This window comes from Ferrithrix thermotolerans DSM 19514, assembly GCF_900128965.1.
GTDB classification, from domain to species: domain Bacteria; phylum Actinomycetota; class Acidimicrobiia; order Acidimicrobiales; family Acidimicrobiaceae; genus Ferrithrix; species Ferrithrix thermotolerans.
The window spans coordinates 1-25053 of the sequence record NZ_FQUL01000012.1 but is presented as its reverse complement, the minus strand read 5'-3'; the positions used below and the strand labels follow the sequence as shown (position 1 = coordinate 25053).

The window sequence follows — 25053 nt, the reverse complement described above, 5'->3', positions numbered from 1 at the left end:
AGGTTTTGGATTGTCCTCGTTGTGGTAAAGCACGAATCCCTAACTATTGAAGATGGAGGTGTTAGTATTTTCTTTTCGTCGCTTGAGAAAGATCTAAATCGCATCTTGTCCTACGCTTTCTGGGTAGATCTAACTGGGGTTTCTGTGCCGTTTCCGTCAAGGGTGTCTTTTTTATCTTGATGATTGACGCATTTGATTGCTTTGACGGTAAAAGCAATTTGCCTAGGAGGGTTCCATGACGGCAGAGGCATGAACGGTGACGTATGTGAATCCAATTCTACGAAGTATCTCATCTGTGGGGTTAGTGAGATAAAGGCGTAGAACCAGAGTCAAGGTTCCGTCGCTGTAAGACCAGCTCGGTGTCGCAAGAGAACGTTCCTTTGCATAAATTACCGAGGCACCTAGTTCAGTTCTGTCGGTGAGGGTTGCACTAGGACCAAGATACAAAGTCGCAGCCCGAACTGCTTGATCCGCTACGCCTTGCAGCTGCAGATCTGTGTACAGGTAGTCTATGAACGACAAGGTCAACGTGGTGCAGATAAGTAGGACAGCAAGGGAGATGACCGTTGCAAGGATCCCGTCTCCCTCGTCAGAGTCTCTCTTAGAGGTTCGGGATCCTTGATGCAACGGGACTTTACTGTCCAAGCTGAGATACCTGACTCGATATCGTATTGGTTGTCTGCCCCATAATGGCCTTGAATGCGATCCACATACCAACGGCCAAAAATGCGACAATAAGGACGACGATTGCCGTCGAGATAACACCTTCACCCTCTTCTCGATTCCATTTGCCCGTCTGTATCAAAGACAAGACAACGAAGATGTGGTCGAGGTGTCTACTAAGTTTTGACAAAGTCCGTTTCGTCATAATACCTCCATCCGTGGATAACTTAGTCTATCAAATCTTTTATCTTTTGTCTAGATATTAGCGAGCGTTTTCAGGGTGTTAAATAGCGGGATTAGGAGAAGCATTGTCCCTGGAATTAGTACTGCTATTGATACCGGAATCCATACCAGTTGACTGCGGTGTTCTACTAACTTTAAAGTGTCTCGATGAATATCTTCTGACACAGCCTCTCTGACGGCGTTGACTATCTGTGGAATCTCTGATGAGATCCGGCGATCCCTTGTGACCTCAAGTAAAAGGCGCAGTCTAGGAAGAGAAAACACGTTGGCTGCTGTGATCAGGTACTCTCTTTGATCCTCATAAGGAACAGGCTCCGATAGACCACGACCAAATATGTGGTAAAACTCAGAACCGGAGTTTTCGGTGGCCGCTTTTAGTGCTACATCGAAACTCCTCCCTTCGCTTAAAACCTGTGTGAGGTTTTCAAAAAGTAGCGGTTGATGTAGGTTGAGACGCCTGGACAAAGCCTTGATATGCAGTTCTCTAAGACAGACGCTCCCGATCACAAGGATCGCTGGTGTTAGGACTGCTGTGAGTAACATATAGACCGTAGACGATGTTAGGACGTAGGTTAGAGCCGTGAGAGTCAAGGTAAGCTGAAGCGTAGTTTTTGGGCTTACAAAGGCCGTTAGTCCTTGTTTTATCTCTCGTTGTATGTGCCTTGTATGTGACGTGTTGTCACGAGCTAAAGACCACAAACGCCTCTTTGTTGCACGGGGAGTTGTTGCCCTGTTATTCTTGTGGAGATGTCCCATTATGGATAAGACAGCTGGTGATATGCGACTCATCGTTGCGAAGTGTCTGCTACGTAAGATGGTTACAGCTAAGGTGATTTGACTAAGCGCCAATAAGGTTAGAGATAATTGGTTCAAGCCTCTTTCTCCCTTTTCTTTTTATGTACCTGTAGTGCGAGAGCCACTGCGACTCTCTGAGATGCCGTCAATGTCGTGTGCTGAAGTTGCTTTACTTCGGGGAGACGTGAGAGCCTCGATGTCCAAAACCAGCATCCTCCCAGAGTCAGAATCGACAGCGAGAAGACTACCTGTGACAGACCCGTTCTTAGGTTTGGCATGGTGCCTGACATAACTACACCCAAAGCGAACATCACCACTGGGACGATAACGATTAGGTATCGTGCGATTGCAATCGACGCTAGTTTGGTCTTAAGCTCATTGGACGCGTACAAACGTCGTAGTTGTTCATGTCGAAGCAACTCGATCTGCTCATGAATCCGTTGAGTGCCGCTTCGATCGTAGGTGAGGATTCTTCTAAGTACCTTCTGTGAGTTGGGGTCAGATAGTTCTTTCTCAAGATGTCTAAATGCGGTCTCAAGATCCCCAGTAAGCAGCCATATTGACTCTGCCTGTCTGAAGGTGTCAATAAACTCTGAAGGCGTAGACCCAAGGGAGTTGAAGAAACACCTGCCAAGTGAGCTACCCGTGGTTGCAACCCGTATAGACATCTCATGAAGTAGCTGTGGCCACAACTCTTGGAGTTTTGAAGAAAGACCTTCTTTTTGAGTATCTGTCCAAGAGGTGAATACAGCAAGGCTAGAGATCGTGATAGCAAACGATACTGACATGGGCATGACCAAAAAGGAGAGTGCTGAAGCAGTCATTAAGATCAGTGATCTCGGGCGTCTAAGAGTGGTAAGGGACTCTCGTGCCTTTCGTCTAAGGGCCATGGAGTAAGTACCTTTCGTGAACCCACCGATGCCTGGCCCAAGGCTAGGGAGGGTAGAAGGATCTTTGGTACTAGGAGCTTTTACTAGCGTTAGGGCCCCAGATAGGACCATTATTGTTGCTGCGGCATTTATCAGGTGGGTCGTCATCGTTGCTGATGATCCCGGGTTCGTGCACCAAGGGTTAACTTTGCATGACCATTCTCCTCTAGGGGTTCGAAAAGGCTGGATCGTTCAAAGAGCGTTGTGGTTGAAAATAGCCACTCCTCCCTCACGAGCTGAGGATCTTCAACGGAGACTATCTCTTTGACTCCTACCTTTGCCCCTTGGCGTGCACAGTGCACAACCAGATCGAGACAGTCTCCCACCAACTGAGTTGCGCTTGATGCTGTGATGGGTCGCTCAGAGAGCTGCGCTAACAGTCTCAACCGCTCAAGTGCGTGGCGCGCAGAGCGAGCATGTAGAGAGGTAAGACCTTGAACCCCAGTGGAAAGCGTCATTAGGAAAGGGAGAGTCTCTCTGTCCCGAACCTCTCCAATGACCACAACGTCCGGAGTCATACGCAAAAAGGCGTTTGTGAGAGTCCTCAACTCGATCTCCGGCCTCTCAGGACGCCTCGGCCGTGTCTGCATCTGAGCGAAGTTTGGGAGTTTGCACCGAAGTTCCAGTACCTCTTCGGCTGATACGATACGGTACGACGAAGGTAGAGAGTTCAAAATCGCCTTCAAGACGGTGGTCTTACCGCTTCCCGGTGCTCCGCTTATGACTATAGAGGCTCCACTACGGGCTGCTTCTGTGAGGTAGTCGCAGCTCTCGGGCGATAGAAACCCCTCTCGGCCTAGCTCGAAAAGAGTGATCTTCTCCGTGGTGGCAAACTTTCTTATATTGATGAGCATGTGCCCTTCTGCGGCGAGCTCGGGGTGTACTATATGTATGCGTGATCCGTCTTCAAGCTGTGAATCTTGTATACCAAGGGCGGGATCGAGCTTCTTGTTGGTGCTAAGAGAACGGTCTAACATACGAGCGACCACTCGTTGCACATGGCTGTCGTCGTAGAAACTAAGGTAGACCCTAGCTCTTCTACCGTCGGATCTGCGGATAAATACCCTGTTTGGAGCTACTATCTCAATCTCCCAGATGTTTTCGTCTCTAAGCAGCGGCTCAAGTGGTCCGGCACCTTTGAGATTTGACCAGATGTAACTAGTGAGATGGCTTATAAGCTCAGGTGTCAAGCTAAAGGAGCTGCCTCCTTCGTAGGTGCGCAGTGTGCGACGAATCAGAGATATCAGAGCATCGGCATCGTCTGCACTTTTTATATTGATGTTTTCTTTTTCGATTTCAGAGATTACTTGCTCTTCAACACGTTGTGCTAGAGCGAGAACCTCTTCCGACTTTGGCCTAGAGGTTTGCATGTGTTCAAGAGCTGCGGGAACAGTTGTATCAAGCACTCGAATCCTTTCGATGTGAAGCCGTCCATGGCGTATGCTTTTGATCCAATTATTTCAGATCAAGATGAGATCTGTCAAGCAAAACTGGGACCTGGATCACGTAGGGAGCGCTGTTGGTAAGGTGTTTGTGAATGTGTAGTGGCCTAGCTTGCAGGAGGTCAGTAAGTGGAAGACCCTAGGCAGAGTCTCTCGATAGTCGAACTGCAGCCGATAGAGCACCCGTCAGAAGCAATTACAAGGGTGTTGGCTCCAAACCCCTCTCCAATGACCTTAGACGGTACGAACTCATATCTAATATTTTCAGAGTCGAAAGACCGTGTCCTGGTTGTGGACCCAGGTCCCAGCGTCTCATCTCACCTAGATGCACTCGAAGGCGAGATAGCTAGTGTTGGGGCCAAGGTAGGAGGGATAGTCGTTACCCACTCCCATATAGACCACGCAGAGTCAGTCCTATCTCTCGTAAGGAGATGGGAGGTGCCGGCCTTTGCGCACCCCGAGTTAGCTCATATGGGATATGAGCCCTTGACGCAGGGGCATAGGTTGCTAGGAGGAGTTCGCCTTGAGGTTCTCTATACACCTGGCCACAGTAAAGATCACTTATGTTTCTTGGACCCAGAGGGAAACCTGCTAAGTGGAGACCATATCTTGGGGCGAGGTACTACCGTAGTTGCTCATCCCGATGGGGATCTGACAAGGTACCTAGAGTCTTTAGAGAAGGTTTTGAAGATTGATTACTCAACTATCCAGCCTGGACACGGGCCATCTATGAGCAGAGGCTTAGGTCAAGAGGTCATCGAGTACTACCTGGATCATCGACGTAAGAGGCTAGCGCAGATAGCACAGGTCATGAGACTAAAGGAACGGCCGGTTACCCTATCTGAGATCGTAAAGGGAATCTACGGAGATCTCAAAGATCCGATCTTGTGGGCGGCTTCCGCCACAACGATGGCTGCTCTTGACTATCTCATAAGAACTGGAGAGGTGGAGAGCAAAGGGGATTGGTTCACAGCTGTCGGCTGAATCGAGGTTAAAACAGGGTTACAGGCGTGAGGCTTTCACGACCGTCGTCCAATTCAGTATGGTCTTTCGGAGCGAGTGCGGTGATCGTGGAAACTACCCCAGCCACGTCTTGCGCTAACAAAGACGGGAAAGCGCCCTTTCTTTCCTTGGCGAAGTGGATGGGGGCGTCTATGCCCTCGTAACGTGACCCGAGTGTAGTTAGTGAAAGTATCTGAGAGATGTCTCTCTTTAGCCTCGTTCGTTCAGCTCGTTGATCCTTGAACCGGTTTATTACGATCGACCACGACGACGGAGCCTCCTTCTTCTCTACCAGGTCCGTAAGGATCTTTGATATGGCGTAGATCCACTTGGGGTCTTGTTGGGTTACTAAAGTGAGGTGACTCGATACAGAAAGTGCGATATCAGCCATGAGTGGGCTACCTAGATCTTCGTAGTCATAGGGTCTGGCTAAATAGGGATGCACCTCGCACACCAGATATGAAAAGCGTGCTCTCAAGGCCTTTATAAGCTCAATTATTCCCCTTTGTTCCATCAAAGTGATGTGTTTTGGATCCCAGACTCCAGGGATAAGGCAGTAGTCAAATCCTGGTGCGACGTTAGTTAGCTCATCGATCATTAGGAGGGGCTTCGTGGATTCTTCGTTGCCGCTTTGGGCTAGATACTCCGAAAGGGTCGGTGCTAGTGGATCTACTCCGTGAAGGTAAGCGAGGTCGCAGTCAAGTGTCAGCTCTACCAGGGCAGTAGGACCAACCTTCGCTAGACCGGTGGCGATAACAGAAGACACCGTGCTAATTCCCGACCCCCTTGGACCCATAACGATTGCCACAGTTGCTAATCCCCCCTGAACTGGGTGTTCTAGGGCGGTAGGCGCAGTTGTGTCTTTGGCCGAGGGACTCTTCCGCCCTAAGGCGTTCTTTTTTGATGAGGAGTGAAATACCACCTTTGGTTCTTGAACCCTGAGTTCAACTACTTCATCTCCTTGATCTCTTTCTTGTCTAAGCTCGGTTACAAAGACCAGGTTTCGAACCCTATCGAGCACTTGAAGGACAGTATCTGGGATCTCTAGTTCGTAGTTGTCGGTATTTGAGTGGGTTGCGATCGAGGGATACTCATTTGCATCAAAGACAAGGAAGGTTCTAACTCCTGAGCTGAGAAAGTCTCCTAACTCTGATTCGTGTCTTATCCAGAGCACCTGGACGTGAGCGGCTAGGGGGATGACCGATCGAAACACCTCAGTTATCCAGTCGTACTCGATTTCAGACACACAGGCGATAAGGGTCTTTTGCGAGGCATAAGACTCCACTTTAGGGGACCTGTGGTCTAGGGGCCTATCCTGCGGCATTTGTTCCTGGGGTTGCTGGGTTGGTGGCGTTCGAAGGAAGTAAGGGGGGATATGATAAGCCGGCTTGCGCAGCATCTGCTTCGGTTGAATCCACTACTGCTATCTTGCCGGCACTCTCTCCGTAGAGTATGGCAAGCGCTTCTTCCTCATCTTTTACAGCCACCACCACGTCGGAGACGGAGACGCCACTCAACGTGCTCGGAGGAGTATAAACCTCTCTCACCAGCACCTTCGGCGCGAGCAACTCTGTCATCGGGGATGCCGAAGCTGTGAATGTGGCGCTAATGTCGACTCGATCCCCGGGAACTATCTGCTCCGCCTGTACGACATCTAGAGGTACTGAAACAGTCACGAGCCGATATCCAGAGGGGGATGAGTTGCTGCCCTTGATCATCGAAGAGCCGACTATCCCGTCTTTGGGTATGTTGGTATTTGAGGTCTGGCCTAAAACCTCGTTGAGGCCGGCAAAGGTATTAGTTAGCTCTTGAGAGACCCCAAGACTTTCAAGTTTCACTTCGCCAGCGGTTATTACCGCCCCCTTTTCGATCGGTGTCTGTGCAACAACAACTACTTGCGTCCGTTGGGGTGCTGCGCTATGTTCACCGATGAGTATGAGAACTCCTACTGTTATGAGAAGAGTAGGTGCCAGGAAGTCTCTGACTAACCGTGGAACTTTCCCTTTAGCACTTAGTGATCGCTCAATTGGGGCTTTACTTGGGCGGGCCTTGACTTTGACACGCCCGAAAAGAGGAGTAATCCGCTCCTTAGATATCATTCCATGATCCTCCGTAGCATCCTTGCTAGGTGAGATATTAACAGCTCCGAGATGTCTCTGTCAATCGATCTCTGTAATTTTGCACCTTATGCAAACCTGTTTGAAGACGCCGAAGCTGTAGGCTAAATGTAATGAAATGTGATCAATTGTTAGCTCGTGCGTCTTCGTCATCACTTGCGTGGCGTTGAGCTTCGTGGGCGAATCGTATTATTTGCGAATCGTATTATTAGAGGTAAAGAGATGTCAGAGTGGATGAGCACGAAGGAAGCAGCTGAAGAGTTAGGTGTTACGGTCAGGACCCTTTATAGGTTGATCGACGAAGGCAGTATCGAGGCGTATCAGATAGGACGGGTTATACGCGTGAAAAGCAGTGATGTACAACGCTACCTAGAGTCCGTTCGTATAGCACCAGGTCAGCTACGTCATCTTTACGAGCAAGTCGATGTAGCGAGGGACGAGTGACTCAAGGATTAATAAAGCTCCAACTCACAGCGCCTATGTGTCTAATTGGAAATAGGTAGGTCTCAGAGTCACGAGAAAGTATCACCGCATCAGAGATGCATCCCTCGAAGGCTCCCGTGACCGCCTGGATGTTACGTAGGTACTCTATTCGCATGTTCTGATGGAGCGCAACGGTTGAGTCAATGTAAGCTAGTGCTGATAGGTGTGATTTTTCAAAGCTTAGGGCACCGTTTCCTTTAGGCCATAGTATTTCTAAGTGGGTAGACAGGCACAGCGAGGCGATCGACTCCTTCGTGACAAGGCGGTACGTGCCTCCCTCAGTAAGAAGTGTTATGAAGTCTTTTCCTAGACTAAAGACAAAGCCGATCGTTGGACGCCCCATCTGATCGAAGATCTTGACCGGTTGACGCCTATGGCGCATATCAGCTAGAACGTGATCAAAGGCTAGCGTGTCGTACAGTTCCGCCCTTTCTCTTCTTTGTCGTACATGTTCCTGATACCTCTGAGAGCTTTCGAGCTCTGTGTTGAGTCGAAGCAGATGAGGATCGATCGGTGAATCATTGACCTTGGGTCTCTCTGTCATCTCCTTAGTATTCGGCATCGGAGCGGCGAACTATATTGCCTCTCTAGTGTTTGTACTAAGAGATCTCGAGAAGATTTGCGGTATCGTGTTAGTTATAAGGGAGATGCTAAGCGCAGTTGTTTGAAACGAAGAGCCTCGTAGAGGAGAAATGTACGGTGACCCTTGACCGATAGGGTGAATTTGATTGTGCCTAAGAATCAAACCATGCTGGCGATCCTTGGAATGAACGATGAGCACCTCCGAGCGGTGCAGAGTGCCTTCCCTGACGTCGCTATTACGGCTAGAGGCAATGAGATAGCGATAGTTGGGAGTGAAGCTCCGTCGGTCGCCAAACTCTTTGAAGAGCTTATTGTCCTGGTTGAAAACGGGGAACTGCTAGAGAAGTATAACCTTGCACGAACGATAGACATGATCAAGGCGAATGAGGTGCCCTCTGATATCGTCAACTTGGAGCTACTTCGTTCTGCTCGTGGTAAGGCGGTCAAACCCAAGACGTTGGGCCAAAGGAGGTACGTGGAGGCGATCGCTAATAACGTTATAACCTTTGGAATCGGTCCTGCTGGAACGGGGAAGTCGTACCTCGCAGTAGCACTAGCAGTTCAGGCGTTGCAGCAGAAATCCGTGAGCCGCATCATCCTCACCAGACCCGCTGTAGAGGCAGGCGAGAGGCTCGGTTTTTTACCAGGTGACCTAATGGCCAAGGTAGACCCCTACCTAAGACCACTATACGATGCTCTATATGATATCTTAGAGCCAGAGGTAACCCAGAGACTTTTGGAAAGAGGAACTATCGAGGTAGCTCCGCTGGCATTTATGCGAGGACGTACCTTGAACTCTAGCTTCATCATTTTGGACGAGGCACAAAACACCACCCCCGAACAGATGAAGATGTTCCTTACACGAATCGGATTTGGCTCCAAAGTGGTAGTAACCGGTGATACCACGCAGATCGACGTGCCCAACGGTCGTTCGGGTTTGGTTGGCTTGGAGGAGACTCTCTCGGGCGTAGACGACCTTGCCTTTGTCCACTTAGGTTCGAGGGATGTGGTGAGACATCCTATAGTCTCTGCGATAGTGAAAGCCTACGATGGTGCAGCCGATGAGAGAAGCAGAGAGAGGAATCTATGAATATCGTCCCTGAGGTCTTCGTCTCAAACGAGCAGGGTCAGTTCGAGATAGACGTCTTTAGATGGCAAGAGTTGGCGCTTGCGGTACTTGAGGCTGAGAAGGTTGTACCCAACGCCGAACTTGCGGTGATGTTCGTAGAAGAGTCTGTGATTTCGGAGTTGAACGAACGCTATATGGGTAAGCAAGGTCCAACCGATGTTTTGTCATTTCCAATTGCAGTTGAGGAGGCGGACTCAGGCAGAGTTCCCGACAATGGATCAAGTGGTCCAGAGTTCACGTCGCCCATGTTTGACCGGCCGAAGGTCCTGTTAGGTGATGTAGTTATATGCCCAGCCGTTGCCAGCAGAAACTGCTTCGAGCATAAAGGAGACCGACTCCACAGAGGTACCCTAGATGATGAGATTGCGCTGCTGTTGGTCCATGGAATACTCCACCTTCGGGGAATGGATCACGAAGAAGAGGGCGAGGCTGAGGTTATGGAGGCCAAGGAAGATGTTTATCTGAAGGCGTACTATTTTGATGGAGAGTTGCAGAGATAGTAGCGCTGTGGCTACTTCGTGACGTTTAACTATGGAACCTCATTTACAACTTTTTTCACCTATCTTCAGTCTTATAAAACCCAGGGGAGGCTGGTCTCTCTCGGATTCGATCATGATTCTCGTTGCTATAGCCTTAGTGGGATTCGCTGCGTTCTTGGCCTACGCCGAGACGGCTTTGGTGCGTATGTCAAAGATAAGGGCGCTGGCTCTGCAAGAAAAGGGAGTTCCAGGTTCGGAGCGTCTCTTGGACCTGATGGCGGATCCTCCGAAGTTTTTAAATCCGATTCTGTTGCTAACGCTGATCTGTCAGCTGGTCGCTGCCACTTTAGTCGGGGTCGTAGCCGCGGCTCGTTTTGGTGGTTTTGGGGTTTTAGCTGGGACGGTCTTCGAGGTGGTGGTAATTTTCATCCTCGGAGAAGCCCTACCAAAGAACATCTCGGTCAGAAAACCAGATAAAGCTGCTATTCGGAGCGCGAAGGTAGTTCAGTTTTTAGTCAAGTTTCCACCGGTAGCGCTGGTGTCATCCCTGGTAATTGGACTTGCAAGACTCTTGATACCTGGAGAGTTTGATCCCTATGGGACCGTTAGCGAGGAAGAGCTGCTAGCGATGGCGGATGCGGCTTTAGAGGGAGAGGTCATCGAAGATGAGGAGCGGGAGCTGATCCACTCGGTCATTAACTTTGGGGACACAGTCGCAAGAGAGGTCATGGTCCCAAGGCCTGACGTCGTCTCTGCCTCGATCTCGCAGAGCGTGTCAGAGGTGGTCGACCTCATTTTAGAAGCAGGTATCTCAAGGGTTCCAGTCTACTCGGGATCCCTGGACAATGTCGTGGGCATAGTATTTGCCAAGGACCTCCTTCGAGCTGAACGAGACGGTGAACGGGATATGACGATAGAGCCGCTTATCAGGCCCGCTCACTTTGTTCCGGAGACGAAACCCGTCGCTGAGCTGCTAAGGGACATGCAAAACGGTAAGTTTCACATGGCGATAATAATAGACGAGTATGGTTCAACCGTTGGGCTTGTAACTTTGGAGGATCTCTTGGAGGAACTCGTCGGCGACATCACCGACGAGTACGACAACGAAGTACAGGAGGTTCTTGAGATCGCTCCCGGTGAGTGGGAGGTATCAGGGTCGATGTCCGTTGACGATCTCTCGGAACTCCTAGACGTTGATCTGCCGGAAGGGGACTGGGATACCGTTGGTGGCATGTTGCTTGGACTGCTCGGACACCTGCCGGTAGGCGGAGAAGAGGTAGAGACATCAGGATTTTTATTTAGGGCTGATCAGGTCACCTCCCGTCGCGTTGAGAAAGTGCACGTAGCCAGGGTTGACGAAACTGTCGAGTCGTCATGACGCAACGATCTGCGTTCATAGCAGTAATGGGTAGACCCAACGTTGGAAAGTCTTCCTTGGTAAATCGCCTCTGTGGCCATAAGGTATCCATAGTGGCGTCTTCCGCCAACACAACTAGACGACAGGTAAGAGGTATCAGGACCGACTCCGAGACTCAGCTTATCTTCGTAGATACTCCAGGTATCCACAGACCAAAGACCGAACTTGGGCGGCGGCTAAACCTTGCTGCAACAGAAGCCTCAGAGGGCGTTGACATACATCTCGTGGTGATCGATGCAACCAAGGATGTGGGTCCAGGTGATACTAGAGTGTTAGAGATTACACCCAGTAATGCTCTTGTCGTACTGAACAAATGCGATATAGCTTCAAAGCCTCAGATCGCCAAACAGCTTATGCGTCTCGGTGAGTTCAATAAGGAGGGCTACTTTCCTGTCTCCTCCAAGACTGGATATGGAGTAGACGCTCTGTTGGCTGAACTCAAGGGAAGATGCGTAGACCCTTACCTCTACTACCCCGACGAGATGCTGTCGGATCAAGACGAGCTTTTCCGGATATCGGAGATAGTACGTGAGAAGCTTTTGGTTGAGCTGAAAGATGAACTACCACACTCTATATATTGCACGGTTACCGAGTACGATCCTCCACATGTTTGCGTTGAGATCGTCGTAGAACGAGAGTCACAAAAGCCCATAGTTATAGGCAAAGGTGGCGGTACTTTGAAGAAGGTGGGTATCGCAGCCCGGGAGGAACTCGGTGGAAGATTGTTTCTCGAACTCTTCGTCAAGGTCGAAAGAAACTGGCAGAGAAATAGTGCATTCTTGGACGGTCGGGGACTTTAGCTACCCGTTTTGCTCGTTTGTAAGCTGTTGTCTGTGGATTCTTGGTAAAGGAGGAAGATTTGTCGATATTTGAGCGTCTCCAAGGGGTTTTCCAAGGTAGGGGGAAAGGTGTCTATCCGACGATCGAGCCCTTTGAATACCTAGAGACCCTTAGCCTCTTCTCCGATGGGCGCCCTTTTATAAGGCTTGAACAAAAGACTAAGAAGACCGATGGACAAACACCACTTCATCAGGAGGTCGGATATATTAGGGTAGTTGGGGACTCTCGTCTTGAGCTATTGCTTATACAGCCAACTGGTGTCGCTGAGATAGCAGAGGGCGCCTACTTCGAAGAAGAAGATACGGCTCTAATGGAGTTCAGGTCTTACAAGGTCGTGACGACTCCGACTGCCAAGTCTGTATCTGAGACTTTACGAACCTATAAGGTACGGGACCTTGAACTTGTCTGTGAGTTTCATATGGCTGCAGTGGGCCATGACCGCCAGCTCCACTTAAGGTCGGAGTTGACAAAGGCTGAGGCGTGAGAGTGTGTGCCGTGCACTAAAGTCAAAGGAGTGACGGATTTGCCAAATGCGCTTTCAAAGATCGACTTCACTCGTATTCCAAAACATATTGGTTGCGTGATGGATGGCAATGGGCGTTGGGCAAAGAACAGAGGCTTACCTAGGACTGAAGGTCATGCGGCGGGTGAGGAGGCTCTTTTTGACACAGTGCTGGGTGCCTTGGATCTTGGTGTAGAGTGGCTGACCATGTATGCGTTCTCGACTGAGAACTGGAAGCGACCTCCGGATGAGGTTAGGTTTCTTATGGGTTTTAACCGAGGATTGCTACGGCGACGAAGAGACGAACTGAACGATCTTGGCGTAAGGATTCGCTTTGCGGGGCGACGTGACTGGAGAGTGCCTAGGTCGGTAATCAAGGAGATGGACAAGTCGCTCGAGATGACGGAGCACAACTCCAAGTTAAACCTTACGATGGCGTTCAACTATGGAGGACGAGCCGAGATCGTAGATGCGGTCAGAGAGTGCGTGCGCGACGGAATCGATCCTGAGAAGATAGATGAAAAGGCGATTAGGGCTCGAATGTACATTCCTGACATGCCGGACCCAGATCTAATAGTTCGAACCTCTGGTGAACACCGAATCTCTAACTTTCTTCTGTGGCAGATGGCGTATTCAGAACTTGTGTTTCAGAAGGTTCTCTGGCCTGACTTTAGACGTGAACACCTCTTTGAAGCTGTCCTTGAGTATCAAAGAAGAGACAGGCGATACGGTGCTGTCTAGTTATCTGGGGAGGATGACTTTTGGATGTAGATCAAATTACCTCTAGGGACCGTCTATGACGACTCTTTACATGTTACTAGTGCTTCTACTAGTCGTGGTAATGATCGTTATGGTCGCACTAGGTGTCCATCAACTTGTGGCTCCGCTGGTGCTTATTGTGGTTCTTCCGTTTTTGATATTTGTGGGAGGCCGTAGAAAGATGGTGAGAAGCCGCTCCAAGCCGAAAGATGAGTGAGTACAAAGACTCACTTTTGGTTCTTAGAACCTACAAACTTGGAGAAGCCGATCGAATTCTTTCATGCATATCGAAACAACACGGAAAAGTAAGAGTTGTAGCCAAGGGCGCACGCAAGTCAAAGAGCAAGTTTGGTGGTAGAGTAGAGCCTTTTACCGAGGTCTTTGCGTCGATCTGGAAGGGAAGGGGCGAGCTTGACACCTTGCGACAGGCAGAGGTGGTGTCTTTAAACGCAGAACTCCACGAGGAGCTTGACAAACTCATTAAAGCCTCGACTGTGGTTGAGATAGTAGATAAGGTAAGCTTCGATGGTCAAGATCTGTCTGCCCTTTACGAGCTGGCTACAAGGGCTCTTAGGACGCTCTCGGTTCAAGATAGTCCAAACTTTCTGTCTGTATTTGCTCTTAGAGTTCTCTCGCTCGAAGGACTAGCTCCGCAGCTCGATGGGTGTGGCCTTTGTGGAAGCCCGAACGTCGTCGCCTTGGACTACCTCCATAGCTATGGACTTTGCAGAAAGCATGTGACAGCGCCGATACCCTCTGAGGTTGTCGAGATGATGAGGGCGGTTCTTGTCGGTAGAACTGGAGCGGTATTGGCCATGAAAGACACGGTACTTAGTCGGGAGTTTGAGACCGTTGTCATGCGGTACTTTGAACAGTCGCTTTCTATGAAACTAGCCTCCCTCTCGCTCCACCGGGGAGGATCCGAGATCTTCTAACTCGGTAGTGGGCTGCTTTAGGGGGCCGTGGATTCCCCAGGCTCTTTCGACCGACTAGGGGATACAAATATCTGTGCAACTGCGCTTGCTTAGCACCTCGGCGCTTATAGTTAGCTCCTATGGCAGTTTCTGATCTTATGGATAAGGTAGTAAGTCTGTGTAAACGAAGAGGTTTTATCTTTCCCTCTGCCGAGATTTACGGTGGTTTTCGATCTACCTACGACTACGGTCCGCTGGGGTCGTTGATGCTCCAGAAGGTAAAGGGAGCTTGGTGGATGGACATGGTGCAAAAAAGGAGAGATGTCGTACCGATCGACGCAGCCATCCTGTCTTCCCCTAAGATTTGGGAGGCCTCGGGACATCTTGCCAACTTTACCGATCCGTTAGTTGACTGCCGGAACTGCAAGGAGCGATGGCGTGCAGACCATATCGATGGTGTGTGTCCCAAGTGTGGCTCTTCAGATCTCACAGATGCGCGTGCTTTCAATATGATGTTTAAGACCTTCGTGGGTCCCGTGGAGGACGCAGCCGCCGTTGCGTATCTAAGGCCAGAGACAGCGCAGGGAATGTTCGTAAACTTCAAGTTGGTTCAGCAATCCCTAAGCCTCAAACCTCCATTTGGGATTGCACAGGTTGGTAAGTCCTTTAGAAACGAGATAACACCGGGAAACTTTGTCTTTAGGACACGGGAGTTCGAGCAGATGGAGATGGAGTACTTCGTTCATCCCGGTGAAGCGGTGAAGTGGCACGAGTACTGGTATGGCGAACGCTACAACTGGTACCTTAGCCTTGGAATACCCAAAGAGATGATAAGACTACGCCATCACGACAAGGAAGAACTCTCTCACTACTCAGCTGGGACCGTCGATGTTGAGTTTCTGTTTCCCTGGGGATGGGGTGAACTTGAAGGTATCGCTAACCGAACGGACTACGACCTAAGGGCCCATATGAACGCCTCGGGCGAGGATTTGACCTACTTCGATCAGACGAGCGGAGAGAGATATCTTCCCTATGTAATTGAGCCTGCCGCTGGAGCAACTCGCACCATGATGGCTTTTTTGATCGCAGGTTACAGTGAAGACGAGGTAGCAGGGGAAAAGCGTACTCTTTTACGCCTTCATCCCCGAGTTGCGCCCTATACAGTCTGTGTCCTTCCTCTTTCTAAAAAACCCGAGCTGAAAGAGGTTGCAGAGAGGATCTATGGCGAACTCTCGGAGTCTTTCTCCGTTGCTTACGACGATACACAGTCCATCGGGAAACGCTATAGGCGACAAGACGAGATTGGGACACCGTTTTGCGTGACTGTTGATTTTGATACCCTTACCGATGGTGCTGTTACGGTTCGGGACCGGGACTCTACGCAGCAGATTAGGATTCCTATTTCGGAACTCTACGACCATATCTCACTAAGAGTAAGGACCTGGCCCAACTAAGACGTTCAAGATAGCCGTTCTATGCAGTTCTCTGATATTGTTAAGTGATCTGTTCATCGTCGTTTTAGGCTGGCGTCCCTAAATGGGTTGTCGGCGATTTTAGGAGCTTGAGTGAGATATATCTATCCCTTTGACTTTCACCATGAAAGAGCACCTATGGAGATGAAAGATCTCCTTGGGGGAAAGGGTGCCAATCTTGCAGAGATGACATCGGTGCTCAAACTACCGGTGCCTCATGGATTCACCATATCGACAGATGCCTGTCGAGAGTATTTGAAGACGGGATGGCCCGTAGGCCTGGATGACGAACTAGAGAAGGCCTTGTCTGAACTTGAGCTCAAGATGGGTCGTAGGCTCGGCGATCCAAATGACCCCTTATTGGTCTCGGTTCGCTCTGGCGCGAAGTTTTCGATGCCGGGGATGATGGACACTGTCTTAAATCTTGGTCTAAATGACGAGAGCGTCGAAGGTCTGGCCGAGGCGACGAACGACCAACGATTTGCCTACGACTCCTATAGAAGATTTATCCAGATGTACTCAAGAATTGTCCTGGGACTGGATCCTTCAGAGATGGATCTACTCTTTGAAGAGACCAAGGAAAAAGTGGGCGCAGAGACCGACGCCGATGTTCCCGTCGATGCACTTAAGTCACTAATTGTCTCGTTCAAAGAGATTGTCGAGCGTGAGACCTCGAAAGAGTTTCCGAGCGATCCAACTGCTCAACTAAAAGGGGCCATTTCGGCCGTGTTTGGTTCATGGAACGGAGAAAGGGCGAAAGCCTATAGAAGACGAGAGGGAATCTCCGATGATCTTGGCACTGCAGTAAATGTGCAGGCGATGGTCTTTGGCAATCGTGACAACAACTCTGGGACCGGAGTGGGCTTTACACGTGATCCAGCTACCGGGGAGAAAGGGATCTACGGTGACTTTCTCGTAAACGCGCAAGGTGAAGACGTCGTTGCGGGAGTAAGGAATACAGAGCACCTAGTTGCTCTAAAAGACCGTTTCCCAGAGGTTTTCGATCAGCTCGTCGACATATTTCACAGACTCGAGAGCCACTACCGAGACATGTGCGATACTGAGTTCACCATAGAACAAGGCAAACTCTGGATGCTTCAGACTCGCGTGGGTAAACGCACTGGGGTTGCAGCGCTTAAGATGGCCGTTGAGATGACCCAGGACGAATGGATCAAGCTCAACAAGACGGAGGCGGTTCTTCGAATCACCGGCGACCACCTAGACCAAGTCCTTCACCCTCAGTTTGCCGACGACAACTATAAGGTGCTAACCAAGGGTCTAGGAGCATCTCCCGGAGCGGCCGTAGGTAAAGTGTGTTTTTCTTCATATGATGCCGTTCTTCGTGTTCAACATGGAGAGAAGGTGATCCTGGTTAGGAAAGAAACCTCTCCCGACGATGTCCAAGGAATGCTGGCTGCTCAGGGCGTCCTTACGACCCGTGGGGGCCTCGTCTCACACGCTGCTGTGGTGGCCAGAGGGTGGGGGAAGCCGGCTGTAGTAGGAGCCGAAGCGATCAAAGTGGCTGAAAGATTCTTCCAGGTAGGCGAAACCACTGTGCACGACGGCGATATCATCTCTATCGATGGAACATCTGGTGAGGTGGTGCTCGGTGCCGTGAGGCTAAGTGCAGCCGAGCCGACCTCGGAGTTCAACACGATCCTGAGTTGGGCGGATGAGATCAGACGTTCCAAACTTGCAGTTAGAGCCAACGCAGATAACGGAGAAGACGCAACGGTGGCGGCTTTTTTTGGGGCCGAGGGAATAGGGCTCTGCAGAACAGAGCACATGTTCTTACGTGAAGATCGATTGCCGATTGTTAGGAGGATGATCCTGGCCGATACCGAAGATGAAGAAGCGGCCGCACTTGAAGAGTTGCGGGTTGCACAAAGAGATGACTTTCTCGAGATCCTTAGGGCGATGAGTGGACTGCCGGTGACGGTTCGTTTGTTGGATCCACCTTTGCACGAGTTCCTGCCCGATGTCGAGCACTTAATGGTAAAGCAGGCAGTGGAAGGTCTAAGCGAGGAAGAAGAACGACTTCTAGGCGCAGCTCGCTCTTGGCATGAGGTAAACCCGATGCTAGGTACCCGTGGGGTCCGACTTGGAGTGATTAAGCCAGGTCTCTATGCAATGCAGGTGAGAGCGCTCGTTCAGGCTGCGCAGACGCTTCGAGCTGAAGGTGGAGATCCAAAGGTCGAGATCATGGTTCCCTTGGTTGTTGGAAGCGAAGAGCTAAAGCTGGCTCGATCTTGGGCGCAAGATGTGATTGACGAGCTAGGGGCTAAGGATCTGGATATAACCATCGGTACGATGATAGAGACACCTAGAGCAGCAATTAGAGCTCAAGAGATAGCTACCTTCGCAGAGTTTTTCTCCTTTGGCACTAATGACCTTACACAGATGACTTTCGGATTTTCAAGAGACGACGTAGAGGGCCGTCTCATGAGTTCATACCTCGAAAAGGGACTTCTGCATAACAATCCGTTCAAGGTTGTCGACCCAGATGGCGTGGGAGAACTGGTGCGTATGGGCATCGAACGAGGTAGGTCTGCCAAGTCTGACTTAAAGGTAGGTGTCTGTGGTGAACACGGTGGAGATCCAGCCTCGATAGAGACGTTCTATGAAGCTGGAGTTAGTTACGTAAGCTGTTCTCCGTACCGTGTGCCGATCGCTCGTCTCTCCGCTGCGCATGCGGTTCTTCGCTCAAAGCGTTAGAACTGCTATTGGTCCAGCTTTTTGCCTCGATAGCGGCGAGCAGATCTCCTAGTCTGGATCCCATGCCTCCCGTTAGATATGGGATCCCTTCTTCTTCGAGTCTTTTTTCGAGGGACTTGGCTGCTTGAAGGGCTTGGGGGTTGGTAACGGTTAGTACGACTAGATCGGCCCCCGTATCTTTTGAGATCTTGACAAGGTCATCTGCTGGGACCTGTGTACCTAGATGATGAGTAATCCATCGGTTGTTGCGAAGAGCTGCTGTGGCCATAGTGGCTGGAAGAGAGTGTTCGTCTCCTGGTGGAGTGGCTACCACGACCACCCCCTTAGGGCGTCCAGCTGGGCTTAGCATGAGGTTTGCAAGGGATCGTTCAACGATGGCGGATGCTCTATGTTCCTCGGCTATCGTGAGAGATCCTTCTGCCCATCTCTCTCCAATCTCCGCTAGTGCAGGACTCAGTAGCTGCTCGCAGATCTCCACTACTGAGACGTTACCATCGGCCAGGCGCTGCACCTGTGATCGCGCTTGGAGTTCCTCGCCTCTTAGCAGGTGTCCAAGTAGCTTCTCTTTCTGCTGGTGCCAGTCTCTGACCTTGACCTTTGGGGGCGGTGGTGCGGGTTTGGACCGTTGTTGGATGAGTTGACGAAGGTCTTCCTCGTCAACGTTGTAAGATGCTCCGATTTTTTCCGCGCGCAACTTTCCTTCCCTCACCCACTGATAGGCGGTTTGGTAGTGTACTCCCAACTGGTTTGCCGCGTCTTTCAAGTCCATATGTGGTACCTTTGATTTAGAGTATTGCCGAAGACAGATAACAAATAAGCAGTCTCAATCATCCTATATCGTCCCAGTAGTTTTGATTGTTTTGAACTCCGATAGCTCTTTGGGTGGTCCTTAAAACACCCAAAACTGGCCGTCGCACTTGCAGATTTGGAGTTCGCATCTATTGTGTGCTGCGGTGCAGCGTTCATCTGATCGCAGGTGAAGGAGGTAATAGGGGGTCTCGTTGAGAGCCAGAGTTAGGTAACTTTTTAGAGCTGGATGGGTCCTGCCAAGGAGATCTCAGATGTGGCCCGCAACAGCACTAAGATAACTTGGCACGATGGCCTATTCAGACGACGACAAGGAGAGGGTCTTAACCGCTACCGATATGGTGGCGTTAGTGAGTGAGCAGGTACCCCTAAAGAGAGTGGGTCGAAGGTTTGTGGGGCTTTGTCCGTTTCACTCTGAAGGCACACCGTCGTTCTCTGTGAATCCCGAACAAGGTCTCTACTACTGCTTCGGCTGTCAGGCATCAGGTGACGCTATTTCATTTGTAATGCAGACCCTAAGAGTCGATTTTCAAGAGGCTCTTGAGCATCTAGCTAGAAGATCTGGAATACAGCTAATTGAGGTTTCCTCACCTTCAAAGGCCTCCAAGAGCAAGAGAGAGAGCCATCTCTCCTTGCTCTCTAGAGCGCAACAATGGTTTGCCAAAACTCTTGCGGATAACACGGTTGGAAGAGAGGCACGGGAGTACCTTAGGTCTAGGGGTATCACACAAGAGGCGATAGATCGCTTTGGCATAGGATTTGCTCCAGAAGAGGCTGATCTACTACAAAGAGCCATAGGCGCCTCGGCCGAAGATTTTGTAGAAGTTGGCCTTGGCTACAAAGACGACCGCGGGCTGGTGCGAGATCACTTTCGCGGCAGGGTGATGTTTCCTATCTCTGATGCCACTGGACGTGTCGTAGCATTTGGAGGCAGGATCTTGCCGGAGATTCAAGAAAAGAGCAGTTACCCGCTCCCCAAGTATAAAAACTCACCGGAGACCTATCTTTACCATAAGAGACGCGTACTTTATGGTTTAGACCTAGCTCGTTCCACGATCGTCGCTAGGAACGAAGTGGTCGTTTGCGAGGGCTATACCGATGTTGTCGGACTTTGGCAGGCCGGTGTAGAAAACGCGGTCGCTACTTGTGGGACCGCTCTCTCTGACGAGCACTTTGAACGACTCAAGAACTTTGCCAAACGCATAGTACTATCATTCGACGCAGACAGTGCTGGACAAAATGCGGCGGAGCGGTTTTACAAGTTTGAAAAGAACTTTAACATCCAGATCTACGTTGCAAAGGTTCCATATGGTAAGGATCCTGCTGAAGTTGCCAAGGACAACCCAGAGTTACTTCCAAAGATGATAGAAGATGCGTCTCCCTATCTTATGTTTAGGTTGTCAAGGTTGTTTGAAGGTGCTGACATGACCACCTCTGAACAAAGAGCGAAGGTCGCAGACGAAGCTATCTCCATGCTGATCGAACACCCATCTCCACTTGTACGATCGGAGTATCTTGGACTGATCGCAGATGCGACCAAGATTAGCTTTTCCGAGCTAAAAGGCCGTGTCGAGCGGCGGGCTAAAGTTGCAAGGCGGGGAGTCCCGTCAGAAGACGCGCAGACAAAGGGGCGATGGGCCGTTTCCGAGGGGGATAGAGCTGCCCTGGAGACACTAAGGCATCTTATAAATGATCCAGGGGAGCTTTCGGAGATCGTCGTGCCCCAGTTGTTTAGGGTATCGGAGTTTGCTGAGCTTGCAACGATCGTTGGTAACTGCTCCTCTGTGTCTGAAGCAGCTTCAAGACTGTCTGACGTAGGTGGCGATCTCTCCGACCTTTTTTATCGGTTGATCGCCGATCCACCGGTCTCGGAGATCTTAGATGTTTTGGCGACATTCGTTTCAAGGGAGGCTCTCTACGAGCTTGAGTCGATAACCCAGCGTCTAAAAAGAGGCGATGTTGAGGGGGATCTTTTGACGCTGTCGTCGCGGATTGCGCAGGCTAGGAGACTGGTTGAAGCTATTGGTTCGGGTGTGGATGTGCCTGCACACACCGGTGAGCTTATCTCTTGGTTATTGGAGGTCAGATCTAGCAAGTAGAGTGAAGCTAGGACACTTATACGGTGGGAATTAGATGAATGGAAACTCAGTCCAAGACGCTTCCTTGAAAGCTTATCTAAAGGAGATAGGGCAGACCCCCCTTCTCTCTCTTGAACGCGAGATCGAATTAGCGCGAACGATCAAAAGTGGCTGGCATCTTCTTGGTCGAGACCAAAAGAGCTTCACCGACGAAGAAAAGGATTTGTTCAAAAGGGTTGAGGAAGCCAAAGAGGAGTTCACAAGAGCAAACCTGCGTCTAGTGGTGTCTATTGCGAGGAGATACCAGGGACTAGGTATCCCGATGCTCGATCTCATACAAGAGGGAAATCTGGGTCTTATGCGAGCGGTGGAGAAGTTTGATATTGACAGGGGATTCCGTTTCTCTACCTATGCGACGCACTGGATAAAGCAAGCCATGTCTGCCGCCATCACAGGACAAGGCAGAGGTATTCGAGTTCCAGTTCACGTCCATGATCAACTCGTCGAATTAAACAAGGTGCGAAGAGACCTTGAGCAACGCCTTGGGCGAGAGCCTTCAGTTGAGGAAGTTGCAAAGGCTATGGGGGTATCGGTTGAGAAGTTCGGGGAGCTCAGCCGTCTCCTCCTTGACGTCGTCTCCTTGGAGTCCCCTCTATCGCAGGAGGGAGATGCTACGTTGCTAGAGGTATATAGCGATGAAGAAAGCGAACCTGTTGATGAATCCATCTTAAGACAAGACCTAAGGGAGGCTCTCGAGAAGAGCATGTCTGCGCTTACCCCGCACGAGCAGGAGATTCTAAGGTTTCGATTTGGGCTTGACGACTCCAAGATTCATAACCTGGAGGAGACCTCCAAACGGTTCTCGGTGTCGCGCGAACGTGTTAGACAGATCGAGACCCGAGCTATAAATAGGCTCAGACGCTCTGACGTTGTGGAGCAGTTAAAAGCAGCAGTTCGCGACTAAAGTTGGCATGATTTTACCACGACACCTGCTAGCGTAGTTTGAGATTCCGGGGTAGCTCAATCGGCAGAGCAAGCGGCTGTTAACCGTTAGGTTGAGAGTTCGAGTCTCTCCCCCGGAGCTAGGGGCTCGTAGCTCAGCGGTTAGAGCAGGGGACTCATAATCCCTTGGTCGCAGGTTCGAATCCTGCCGGGCCCACCAGGTCAGAGGCTATAGGCCTTACTTGTGAAAAGATGAACCCATCAGAAAACCCAACAAGGGGTTTGAAGTTGGAGGAATCGATGGCAGGAAGCATGCGGCTCGTGGCCTAACCGGACACCTGGGAACTGCGTGTGTTCGTGGGTCGAGACAGCCTGGGAAAGGTCAAGCATCGCTACGTTCGCTTCCGCGGCACGAAGCGCCAGGCCGAACGAGAGCTTGGCCCGGCTGGTCTCGGAGCAGGAGGCAAAGCCAGCACCAATCGTTGAGACCGAATTACAATAGAATTCGACCACCACCATCAATGACGCGATCATTGCCTGGCGCGACAATGGCTGGGCAGATCTTTCTCCATCCACGACACGTAGATACGAGAGTCTATGGAAGGTGAAGATCAGAGACTCCATTGGTCGAAGACGCATCTCCTCGTTGTCATCCTATGACGTTGAGAAGTACCTTCGAAGCTTGAAGGACGAAGGACTCGCTGAGGCAAGTGTCCGCCGAGTCAGAGCGGTACTTGGAAGAGCGTGCCGTCTGGCTCGAAAGTGGAGCGGTGGGGCTTTGCCCAACCCAATTGCAAATACCAAGATGCCTAGTTGGTCGATTGAGTCTCACACGCCAGTGAGGGCTCCTTCACTTGATGAGGTGCAGAGGTTGCTTGTTGCAGCCCAAAGCCTGGATCCACGAACCAGTTGTATTCTTCGCATCATCGCTGCCACCGACATGCGTAGGGGCGAGGCCTGTGCTATCCGTTGGAACGATTGTGATCTCACACTCGGCACCATTCGCATTGATGAGTCGATTGTATCGAATAAGGGGAGCGCAACTGTAAAGTCGCCAAAGACGAGGGCCAGCATACGAAGTGTTGCAATCGATGAGCGAACCCTGGATGAACTTCTCAGACTGCGCGAGATCCAAGGGAACTTAGATCAGGATGCGGATTTGACACTCGATGCCAACGCCTTCGCCTTTTCCTTTGCGCCAGGTGGCTCGACACCGCCTCATCCCGACTCGATCTCGCATGGTTTTATGAAGGCAAGGGCGCGTTCGCAGATCGCCAGAGATATCCACCTACATTCACTGCGGCACTTTCAAGCAACTGCGCTCGATGCTGTGATCTCAGAGAAGCAGAAGCAGTCGCGACTCGGGTGGACAAATTCGGTTATGGCTCGCCACTACACCGACTCGGTTCCCGAAGAAGATAGGCGTGCAGCCGAACATATGGGTCGACAGCTTGGAGAGGGAACCCCCATGGACGCGGATCTCGGAAAACCACAGGCCGGGCAGACGACAGATTCCGACTGAGCTGGCTCTCGTGTCTGAAGATCGCTCTTGGCTCTGGTAAGCGCAATCTGTGAATTCTGTTTGCAGGCCGGCTGGTAAGCCCCTGGCGCCTCCCCATCCAGAATTCGTCGAAGCGCCTCTCGCGAGACACGCCACTGCCCGCCGACTTTGATGATGGGAACTGGGAAGGTATCCGTTGCGATCGCTCGATAGGCCGTTGATCGAGTGATCCCAAGCAGGATCGCCGCCTCATCGACGCTGAGGAGCACTTTATCGGGACTTCGGATTTAAGTGGGGAATTTAGTCAGGTGTAGCCACGCACCAGGGGTGAACTTGAGAGAGGCACAGGGGTTCTGCCAGAATGGGGTTAGCTAGAACTCAAAACCTGGAGGACCCCTGTGCAACAAACTCCTATCCGAATTGCAGAGATCTTGCTCGGGTTAAAGGATGTCAATTTGATTGGGGTTGAGGATCCAGCTGATGAGGGCTCAAAGGCACCCTTGCGAGTCCATATCGAGTGTCGAGGTGAACGGCCAAAATGCCCAGTCTGTAATGGGATGAGTTACTCCAAGGGAACCACCTCCCTGGTAGAGCTCTATGACCTACAAAGCTTTGGCCGTCCCGTCAGGCTCATCTGGCACAAACGTAGGTGGGAGTGTAGAGATGGGAACTGTTCTTCCCCGTCATGGAGTGATGTGGACACCAGTGCCCTGTGCCACAAGTTCCCTACAATTTCCCTACAATGAGAGGATGGTGTTTCATTCTCTCCAAGGGTACTATCTGGTCTCTCCCTTGCAAGGGGTTCACTGATGGGACACGTCGAGGCGCACACCAAGTAGCCGAAGAAGCGCGTCGGCGGGCGGTCCATTGTCTACCACGTCAAGCTCTCATTTGAGGAGCGGGCGCGTCTCGAAGCACTCGTTCGTCGGACGACGGCCCCACAGGCACACGTTCGTCGCGCCAAGATCGCGCTCTACACAGACGAGGGGGTAGGGACCGTCGAGATTGCACGACGGCTCTCGCTCTTTGCACAGACGGTCTCGCTGTGGAGAAGAAGGCTCGCTCTGTTCGGGGTCGCAACGCTTGCCGATGCGCCACGATCTGGGGCGCCACGTATCTATGGGGATGACACGATCGCCAAGATCATCGAGTTGACGACGACAACCGCCCCACCGGACGGCTCGACCCATTGGTCAACGGCGAGCATGGCAGCAGCAACTGGTGTCTCTCCCTCGACGGTCA

Annotated in this window: 26 protein-coding genes, 2 tRNA genes and 1 pseudogene; 19 read left to right on the top strand and 10 right to left on the bottom strand. The window is 51.0% G+C overall.

The features are described from left to right. Positions 1 to 222 precede the first annotated feature (222 nt). Genes BUA24_RS05435 through BUA24_RS05415 form a run of 5 tightly spaced genes read right to left on the bottom strand, consistent with a single transcriptional unit; the run spans position 223 to position 4036 of the window. Positions 223 to 645 (bottom strand): hypothetical protein, encoded by a 423-nt coding sequence (locus BUA24_RS05435; RefSeq protein ID WP_143146403.1) that lies wholly within the window; start codon positions 643 to 645, stop codon positions 223 to 225. Further along, on the bottom strand, positions 635 to 868 hold the full coding sequence (locus BUA24_RS05430; protein ID WP_072789683.1) for a hypothetical protein: 234 nt from the start codon (positions 866 to 868) through the stop codon (positions 635 to 637). The genes BUA24_RS05435 and BUA24_RS05430 overlap by 11 nt, the downstream gene beginning before the upstream one ends. A 50-nt stretch (positions 869 to 918) precedes the next feature. Continuing rightward, positions 919 to 1779: a hypothetical protein gene (locus tag BUA24_RS05425; RefSeq protein ID WP_143146402.1), complete on the bottom strand. Its 861-nt coding sequence runs from the start codon at positions 1777 to 1779 to the stop codon at positions 919 to 921. Continuing rightward, positions 1776 to 2738 (bottom strand): type II secretion system F family protein, encoded by a 963-nt coding sequence (locus BUA24_RS05420; protein ID WP_072789677.1) that lies wholly within the window; start codon positions 2736 to 2738, stop codon positions 1776 to 1778. Before BUA24_RS05420 ends, BUA24_RS05425 begins: the two co-directional genes overlap by 4 nt. Next, positions 2735 to 4036: a TadA family conjugal transfer-associated ATPase gene (locus BUA24_RS05415; RefSeq protein WP_072789674.1), complete on the bottom strand. Its 1302-nt coding sequence runs from the start codon at positions 4034 to 4036 to the stop codon at positions 2735 to 2737. Before BUA24_RS05415 ends, BUA24_RS05420 begins: the two co-directional genes overlap by 4 nt. Before the next feature lie 165 nt (positions 4037 to 4201). On the opposite strand from BUA24_RS05415, the gene BUA24_RS05410 reads away from it, so the two are divergent. Then, entirely contained in the window at positions 4202 to 5056 is an 855-nt protein-coding gene (locus BUA24_RS05410) for an MBL fold metallo-hydrolase (RefSeq protein WP_084660226.1), read from the top strand. A 7-nt stretch (positions 5057 to 5063) separates the two neighbouring features. Here the strand turns inward: BUA24_RS05410 and BUA24_RS05405 are convergent, their stop codons facing one another. Both BUA24_RS05405 and BUA24_RS05400 read right to left on the bottom strand, forming a co-directional pair. Further along, positions 5064 to 6320, bottom strand: coding sequence for a P-loop NTPase family protein (locus tag BUA24_RS05405; RefSeq protein WP_178138717.1), 1257 nt, complete (start codon positions 6318 to 6320; stop codon positions 5064 to 5066). 64 nt (positions 6321 to 6384) lie between these two features. Next, a complete protein-coding gene (locus BUA24_RS05400) occupies positions 6385 to 7173 on the bottom strand; it encodes an SAF domain-containing protein (RefSeq protein WP_072789669.1) in 789 nt (262 codons plus the stop codon). Between the two features lie 240 nt (positions 7174 to 7413). On the opposite strand from BUA24_RS05400, the gene BUA24_RS05395 reads away from it, so the two are divergent. Continuing rightward, entirely contained in the window at positions 7414 to 7635 is a 222-nt protein-coding gene (locus tag BUA24_RS05395; RefSeq protein WP_072789666.1) for a helix-turn-helix domain-containing protein, read from the top strand. 1 nt (position 7636) lies between these two features. Here the strand turns inward: BUA24_RS05395 and BUA24_RS05390 are convergent, their stop codons facing one another. After that, the gene (locus BUA24_RS05390; RefSeq protein ID WP_072789664.1) at positions 7637 to 8218 is read right to left on the bottom strand and encodes a hypothetical protein; all 582 of its coding nucleotides are present in this window, start codon (positions 8216 to 8218) and stop codon (positions 7637 to 7639) included. Positions 8219 to 8422: 204 nt separating this feature from the next. Here BUA24_RS05390 and BUA24_RS05385 point away from each other — a divergent pair, with 204 nt between their 5' ends. The 10 genes from BUA24_RS05385 (at position 8423) to ppdK (ending at position 18483) form a co-directional block, all read left to right on the top strand. Next, a complete protein-coding gene (locus BUA24_RS05385) occupies positions 8423 to 9346 on the top strand; it encodes a PhoH family protein (protein WP_072789661.1) in 924 nt (307 codons plus the stop codon). After that, entirely contained in the window at positions 9343 to 9885 is a 543-nt protein-coding gene (gene ybeY / locus BUA24_RS05380) for an rRNA maturation RNase YbeY (protein WP_072789658.1), read from the top strand. The genes BUA24_RS05385 and ybeY overlap by 4 nt, the downstream gene beginning before the upstream one ends. A 112-nt stretch (positions 9886 to 9997) precedes the next feature. Continuing rightward, complete coding sequence (locus BUA24_RS05375; protein ID WP_072789656.1) at positions 9998 to 11242, top strand: hemolysin family protein; 1245 nt, start codon at positions 9998 to 10000, stop codon at positions 11240 to 11242. Next, positions 11239 to 12081 (top strand): GTPase Era, encoded by an 843-nt coding sequence (gene era / locus BUA24_RS05370; RefSeq protein WP_072789653.1) that lies wholly within the window; start codon positions 11239 to 11241, stop codon positions 12079 to 12081. Before BUA24_RS05375 ends, era begins: the two co-directional genes overlap by 4 nt. 59 nt (positions 12082 to 12140) lie before the next feature. Further along, positions 12141 to 12605, top strand: a complete 465-nt coding sequence (locus tag BUA24_RS05365; protein ID WP_178138716.1) for a heme-binding beta-barrel domain-containing protein — start codon at positions 12141 to 12143, stop codon at positions 12603 to 12605. 39 nt (positions 12606 to 12644) lie between these two features. After that, positions 12645 to 13364 carry a polyprenyl diphosphate synthase gene (gene uppS / locus BUA24_RS05360; protein ID WP_072789648.1) on the top strand — a complete coding sequence of 240 codons (720 nt, stop codon included), beginning with the start codon at positions 12645 to 12647 and terminating at the stop codon, positions 13362 to 13364. A gap of 55 nt (positions 13365 to 13419) precedes the next feature. Continuing rightward, complete coding sequence (locus BUA24_RS05355; RefSeq protein WP_072789645.1) at positions 13420 to 13599, top strand: hypothetical protein; 180 nt, start codon at positions 13420 to 13422, stop codon at positions 13597 to 13599. Further along, entirely contained in the window at positions 13592 to 14317 is a 726-nt protein-coding gene (gene recO, locus BUA24_RS05350) for a DNA repair protein RecO (RefSeq protein ID WP_072789643.1), read from the top strand. Before BUA24_RS05355 ends, recO begins: the two co-directional genes overlap by 8 nt. Positions 14318 to 14436: 119 nt before the next feature. Continuing rightward, positions 14437 to 15750, top strand: coding sequence for a glycine--tRNA ligase (locus tag BUA24_RS05345; RefSeq protein WP_178138715.1), 1314 nt, complete (start codon positions 14437 to 14439; stop codon positions 15748 to 15750). 111 nt (positions 15751 to 15861) lie between these two features. After that, a complete protein-coding gene (gene ppdK / locus BUA24_RS05340; protein ID WP_072789641.1) occupies positions 15862 to 18483 on the top strand; it encodes a pyruvate, phosphate dikinase in 2622 nt (873 codons plus the stop codon). Here ppdK and BUA24_RS05335 read toward each other — a convergent pair. Beyond that, positions 18401 to 19252 (bottom strand): B12-binding domain-containing protein, encoded by an 852-nt coding sequence (locus BUA24_RS05335; RefSeq protein ID WP_072789638.1) that lies wholly within the window; start codon positions 19250 to 19252, stop codon positions 18401 to 18403. The two genes, ppdK and BUA24_RS05335, sit on opposite strands and share 83 nt — an antisense overlap. 328 nt (positions 19253 to 19580) lie before the next feature. Here BUA24_RS05335 and dnaG point away from each other — a divergent pair, with 328 nt between their 5' ends. The 5 genes from dnaG (at position 19581) to BUA24_RS05310 (ending at position 23832) form a co-directional block, all read left to right on the top strand. Next, positions 19581 to 21389 carry a DNA primase gene (gene dnaG / locus BUA24_RS05330; protein WP_072789635.1) on the top strand — a complete coding sequence of 603 codons (1809 nt, stop codon included), beginning with the start codon at positions 19581 to 19583 and terminating at the stop codon, positions 21387 to 21389. Positions 21390 to 21423: 34 nt separating this feature from the next. Then, on the top strand, positions 21424 to 22332 hold the full coding sequence (locus tag BUA24_RS05325) for a sigma-70 family RNA polymerase sigma factor (RefSeq protein ID WP_072789633.1): 909 nt from the start codon (positions 21424 to 21426) through the stop codon (positions 22330 to 22332). A gap of 45 nt (positions 22333 to 22377) precedes the next feature. Then, positions 22378 to 22450, top strand: a tRNA-Asn gene (locus BUA24_RS05320). A gap of 4 nt (positions 22451 to 22454) precedes the next feature. Further along, a tRNA-Ile gene (locus BUA24_RS05315) sits at positions 22455 to 22530 on the top strand. 384 nt (positions 22531 to 22914) lie between these two features. Then, the gene (locus tag BUA24_RS05310; RefSeq protein WP_072789630.1) at positions 22915 to 23832 is read left to right on the top strand and encodes a tyrosine-type recombinase/integrase; all 918 of its coding nucleotides are present in this window, start codon (positions 22915 to 22917) and stop codon (positions 23830 to 23832) included. A gap of 110 nt (positions 23833 to 23942) precedes the next feature. On the opposite strand, the pseudogene BUA24_RS13370 reads toward BUA24_RS05310, so the two are convergent. Next, a pseudogene (locus BUA24_RS13370) lies at positions 23943 to 24080 on the bottom strand (helix-turn-helix domain-containing protein); the annotation flags it as partial. Positions 24081 to 24209: 129 nt separating this feature from the next. Between BUA24_RS13370 and BUA24_RS13365 the strand changes: the two are divergent. Both BUA24_RS13365 and BUA24_RS13360 read left to right on the top strand, forming a co-directional pair. Then, on the top strand, positions 24210 to 24557 hold the full coding sequence (locus BUA24_RS13365; protein ID WP_072789625.1) for a transposase family protein: 348 nt from the start codon (positions 24210 to 24212) through the stop codon (positions 24555 to 24557). A gap of 120 nt (positions 24558 to 24677) precedes the next feature. After that, positions 24678 to 25053: helix-turn-helix domain-containing protein (locus BUA24_RS13360; protein ID WP_143146412.1), on the top strand; the 376-nt coding region annotated here is incomplete at its 3' end.